3 protein-coding genes are annotated in these 5,051 nt (G+C 45.9%); 2 read left to right on the forward strand and 1 reads right to left on the reverse strand.

Features of this window, described 5'->3' with window-relative positions:
* Window positions 1-104: 104 nt before the first annotated feature.
* Window positions 105-1,028 carry an AraC family transcriptional regulator gene (locus tag VN105_RS18175; protein ID WP_325642951.1) on the reverse strand — a complete coding sequence of 308 codons (924 nt, stop codon included), beginning with the start codon at window positions 1,026-1,028 and terminating at the stop codon, window positions 105-107.
* 159 nt (window positions 1,029-1,187) lie between these two features.
* Here VN105_RS18175 and VN105_RS18180 point away from each other — a divergent pair, with 159 nt between their 5' ends.
* Both VN105_RS18180 and gyrB read left to right on the forward strand, forming a co-directional pair.
* Window positions 1,188-2,867: a hypothetical protein gene (locus tag VN105_RS18180; protein WP_325642952.1), complete on the forward strand. Its 1,680-nt coding sequence runs from the start codon at window positions 1,188-1,190 to the stop codon at window positions 2,865-2,867.
* Window positions 2,868-2,989: 122 nt separating this feature from the next.
* Window positions 2,990-4,972: a DNA topoisomerase (ATP-hydrolyzing) subunit B gene (gene gyrB, locus VN105_RS18185; RefSeq protein WP_325642953.1), complete on the forward strand. Its 1,983-nt coding sequence runs from the start codon at window positions 2,990-2,992 to the stop codon at window positions 4,970-4,972.
* Window positions 4,973-5,051: the final 79 nt, after the last annotated feature.

Consider the following 5,051-nt stretch of genomic DNA (forward strand, 5'->3'; position numbering starts at 1 on the left):
GAACAAATGATTAAAAAATCATATAAAGATAGCCACATTATTGCTATCACAGGAATATTCCTGTTACAGGAAAAGATCAGGAAAATAAAAGGGGAGTAGCTGTTTTAACGCAACAGCAATTCACAAGGCTTCAGCCCTGTATGCTTTTTAAAGGCGGTGGAGAAATGGGAGATACAGGAGTACCCCATCAGCATGGCAACTTCCGACACAGACATTCCCTTTTCATAGAGCAGGCCTTTAGCCTTTTCCATTCTCTCTTTCTGGAAATAGTCATAAATAGTAGTACCATACATGGCTTTAAAGCCTTTCTTCAGGTAACACTCGTTCATGGCTACGCGACGGGCGAGATCCCTGATGGTGATCGGAGAATCCAGCTGTTCCAGCAGGATGCCACGGGCATTCTCTATTTTTTCGCGGTCTTCCAGGTGAGTGAGGAAGCGGCAGCCATAGCGTTCATCAGTATCATTCTGCATAAACTGATCGGAGCTGTATAATAACAGGTCCAATGCACGGCTTTGCAGGAATATATTTTTCAGGATGCCCTCATAGTCGTGGTGTACCATTGTTTCCAGTACGGATTTAGACTTCGTACATGGCTGGATGGTTTTCACAAACGGCTTGCGGGACTGGTTTTCAAATAAGGAGAAGGTGGTGGTACCTTTTTGAAGGGATTGTATAAATGCCGGCTGGAACCGCACTGTGATCAGGTCTACAGAAGGTACCCTGTCATTGCAGGCTTCCTTTTTCCCCTCCGAACAAAGCTGGTCTGTACAGGAAGGGTTCTTACAATATTTATTGCCGGCAACACAATAACGGAGCTCAATAGCAGCCGATTGCCCTCTTTTCGCAGGCTGGTAAATAACCATTGCCACGTCTTCAACAGGCAATGGCTTATCATATGTAAAACGTTGTAATGTAAAATCGAGACAGTCGGGCACTGACACACTATCCTGCTCCGCCAGCCTTAACTGGTCGCTCATCGCGGGCTGCGGAATGGCTAAAGACAATATTTCCTGTATTTCTTTCACTTTATCTGTTTTTTAACGCCAGGCTGTTATAGAAGTCACAAATTTAGGGATTCGTTTTTTAAACAAATATGTTTTGACAATACACTTACAAACCCAGCCTCCATTTCCGGGTTTTAAACCCTGGAACTAATTGGTATAAATTTCGTTTATGCTTTACTGATGGCAAAAAATGGCTTTAATATTCGCAGACTGGTAAAGATCATACTCTTCGTAGCCGGTATACTTATCTTGTTAGTATTGGGCGCCGGCTGGTATCTTAACCAACATTGGAACAAACTGCTGAAACGGGAGCTGCAGGGCTATGTGAGCGATTTGTCCGACAGTCTTTATACCGTGAAGTTCAAGGATCTTCACCTTGATGTGCTGTCCGGCAGCATCACTATTGATAAAGCCAGCATGACAGCAGATTCCCTGATATACCAGCGCCTGCTGGCCCGGCAAAAAGCGCCTTCCGAAATATACACTATCAGTGTAGACCGGCTGGAACTCAAATATTTTAAGCCCTGGCGATATTTTTTCGGAAAAGAGCTCAGCGCCGGGGTGCTCACGGTGAGCGGTCCCAGTGTAATTATGGAGCAAAATGCCACTGTGAAAGACACCAGTACCCCGAGAACGGCTTACCAGAACATTTCCGTCAAAATGAAATCCATCTTTATAGGTAAGCTGGTACTGGACAGCACCAATTTCAAATATATTTTTACCCGGAAAGATTCATCCCGGGTTATCCATCAATTCCACAACCTGCGGATCCGGATCAATGATTTCCTGATCGATTCAGTGGCCCTGAATGATCCCACCCGTTTTCTATACGCCCGCAATTATGAGATCAGGATGAAGGATTATATGAACAGAACAAGGGATAGCCTTTACTGGATGTATGTTCGCGGGATCCGTTATGATGCTGCCCAACGTACCCTGCATATTGGCCGGTTTGAACTGCAGCCGCGGTACGACCGAACCGCTTTCCAGAAAAAAACCGGGGTGCAGCAAGACCGGTTTGAAGTGGTGTTCAATGATATCAGCCTGCGTAATCTCAATCCCCGGCTGCTTTTACAGGAGCAGCAGATCTGGGCCGAACGGGTAAATATCCAAAACGGTAAATTAGACATCTACAGGAACCGCATGCTGCCTATGCCACCCGGCAATAAGCTGGGACAATATCCCCACCAGTTACTGGCCAAACTGAAAGTTCCGGTAAATATTGATACCCTTACCGGCAATAATATCAACCTTCAGTATACAGAACTGAGCCCGGTGACCGAACAAACAGGGTACATTAATTTCAGCCATATACACGGCCTGTTCCGGAATATCACAAATATCGACAGCCTGGTGGCTAAAAACAATCACCTTATAGCCGACCTCGATGCCGTATTTATGAAAAGCGGCAAACTCACCGCCCGGTTCGATTTCCTGCTAAATGACAAGAACGGCAGGTTTGGCGTTTCGGGCCGGCTGAATAACATGAATGGGAAAGACCTGAATGTTGTTACCCGGCCGATGGGAAAAATTGAAATCAAATCCTGCGATATCAGGGATCTCACGTTTAATATTAAAGGAGATGAACGGCGGGCCAGCGCTTTTGTAAAGCTGTTGTATCAAAATCTCAAAATTGCCGTTTTAAAACAGGATGCAGATCACAAGGGATTTAAAAGAAAGGGCCTTGTTAGCCTGGTAGCCAATGCATTGGTTATCAAATCCGAAAACCCTGTCAAAGGGGAAAATACCAGGACCGCCAATGTTACCTATACCCGCGATATCCAGAAATCCTTCTTTAACTTGGTGTGGAAAACTTTGTTTACAGGCGTAAAAGACATTGCTGGTGCCGGAAATCTCTAGTGGAAAAATGATGGGTCCTCCCGGTATAAAAACAGCCCTTCTTTTGTGGAAATAAGGCTTATTTTTCGTATTTTTGCATGATTGTCTACCGTTTTTATTTCTAATAGATTTTACACCAACATATGAGCGAAGAATTAGTGCAAGCACCCAGCCCCAGCAGCAACGGATATGATGCAGGGAGTATACAGGTATTGGAAGGACTGGAAGCCGTTAGGAAGCGTCCGGCCATGTATATCGGCGATATTGGCATCAAGGGTCTCCACCACCTTGTTTATGAGGTAGTAGATAACTCTATAGATGAAGCCCTCGCCGGGTACTGCAAAAACATCGAAGTGACTATCCTGGAAGATAACTCTATCCGGGTAAAGGATGATGGCCGTGGTATGCCTACCGGCATTATTCCGAAGGAAGGCCGTTCTGCCCTTGAGGTGGTAATGACAGTTCTCCACGCCGGTGGTAAATTTGATAAAAACACCTACAAGGTGTCCGGTGGTTTGCACGGTGTGGGTGTAAGCTGCGTGAACGCTCTGAGTGACAGATTATATGTAACAGTAGAACGTGAAGGCAAATTATTTGAGCAGGAGTACCATCGTGGGGTACCACAATATGCTGTTCGTGAAATAGGCAGCAGTGAAATCACTGGTACCACCGTACATTTTAAACCGGATGGCGAAATATTCAAAGAAACCACCTACAACCGCGAAATACTGGCAGGTCGTTTACGTGAATTATCTTACCTGAACCGCAAAATCAGCATCACATTAACTGATGAGCGTGAAAAGGATGAAGAAGGTAACTTCTTCTCTGAAACCTTCTACAGTGAAGGCGGTATCCGTGAGTTTATCCAGATGCTGGATAAAGGCGCCCGCCGTAACCCGCTGTTGCTGGCTCCTATTTATGTGGAAACCCATGACGCCGCATCCAATGTGGCCGTTGAAGTAGCGCTGGTTTATAATGACGGTTTCAGTGAAAATCTCTTCTCTTACGTAAATAATATCAACACCATTGAAGGAGGTACACACGTAGCCGGTTTCCGCCGTGCCATTACCCGTGTATTCAAATCTTATGGTGATAAAAATAAAATGTTCGAGAAATCGAAGGTAGAAGTTACCGGAGATGACTTTCGCGAAGGATTGAGCGCTATTATCAGTGTGAAAGTACCTGAGCCGCAGTTTGAAGGACAAACCAAAACCAAACTCGGTAACTCCGATGTAATGGGTGTGGTAGACAGTTCCGTAGCTGCTATACTGGATGCTTTCCTGGAAGAGAATCCCCGCGAAGCAAAAACGGTGATCAATAAAGTGGTACTCGCCGCGCAGGCCCGTGAAGCCGCCCGTAAGGCAAGGCAGCTGGTACAACGCAAAAGCGTGATGACCGGCAGCGGGTTACCGGGTAAACTGGCCGACTGCTCCGATAACGATCCTGCCAAATGTGAACTGTACCTGGTGGAAGGAGACTCCGCAGGTGGTACGGCTAAACAGGGCCGTAACCGTAACTTCCAGGCCATCCTGCCGCTGCGTGGTAAAATCCTCAACGTGGAAAAAGCCATGGAGCACAAGATTTACGAGGATAATGAAATCAAAAACATCTTCACGGCACTGGGTGTAACCATTGGCACGGAAGAAGATGATAAAGCACTGAACCTCTCGAAACTGCGCTATCACAAGCTCATCATCATGACGGATGCCGATGTGGATGGTAGCCACATTGCCACACTGATCCTCACCTTTGTTTTCCGCTATATGAAAGCAATGGTAGAACAGGGGTATGTATACATTGCCCAGCCGCCGCTGTACCTTGTAAAGAAAGGAAAGGAGCAGGTTTATGCGTGGACGGAAGAACAGCGTAAAGAAGCCACTATAAGGCTTGCCGCCGGAGGTAAAGAAGACAGTGTAAGTATTCAGCGTTATAAAGGTTTGGGTGAGATGAACGCAGAACAACTGTGGGATACCACCATGAACCCTGAACAACGTACCCTGAAACAGGTAACCATTGAAAGCGCTGCAGAAGCAGACCGCGTATTCAGTATGCTCATGGGCGATGAAGTTCCTCCACGCAGGGCATTCATTGAATCGCATGCGAAGTATGCTAAAATTGACGCTTAATTACGTAGATACATTATTATAGTTATAAAGAAAGAATCCTGCCGTTTCAGCGGCAGGATTCTTTCTTTATAACCATCAT

The organism is Chitinophaga sp., assembly GCF_035564935.1.
Lineage (GTDB): Bacteria > Bacteroidota > Bacteroidia > Chitinophagales > Chitinophagaceae > Chitinophaga.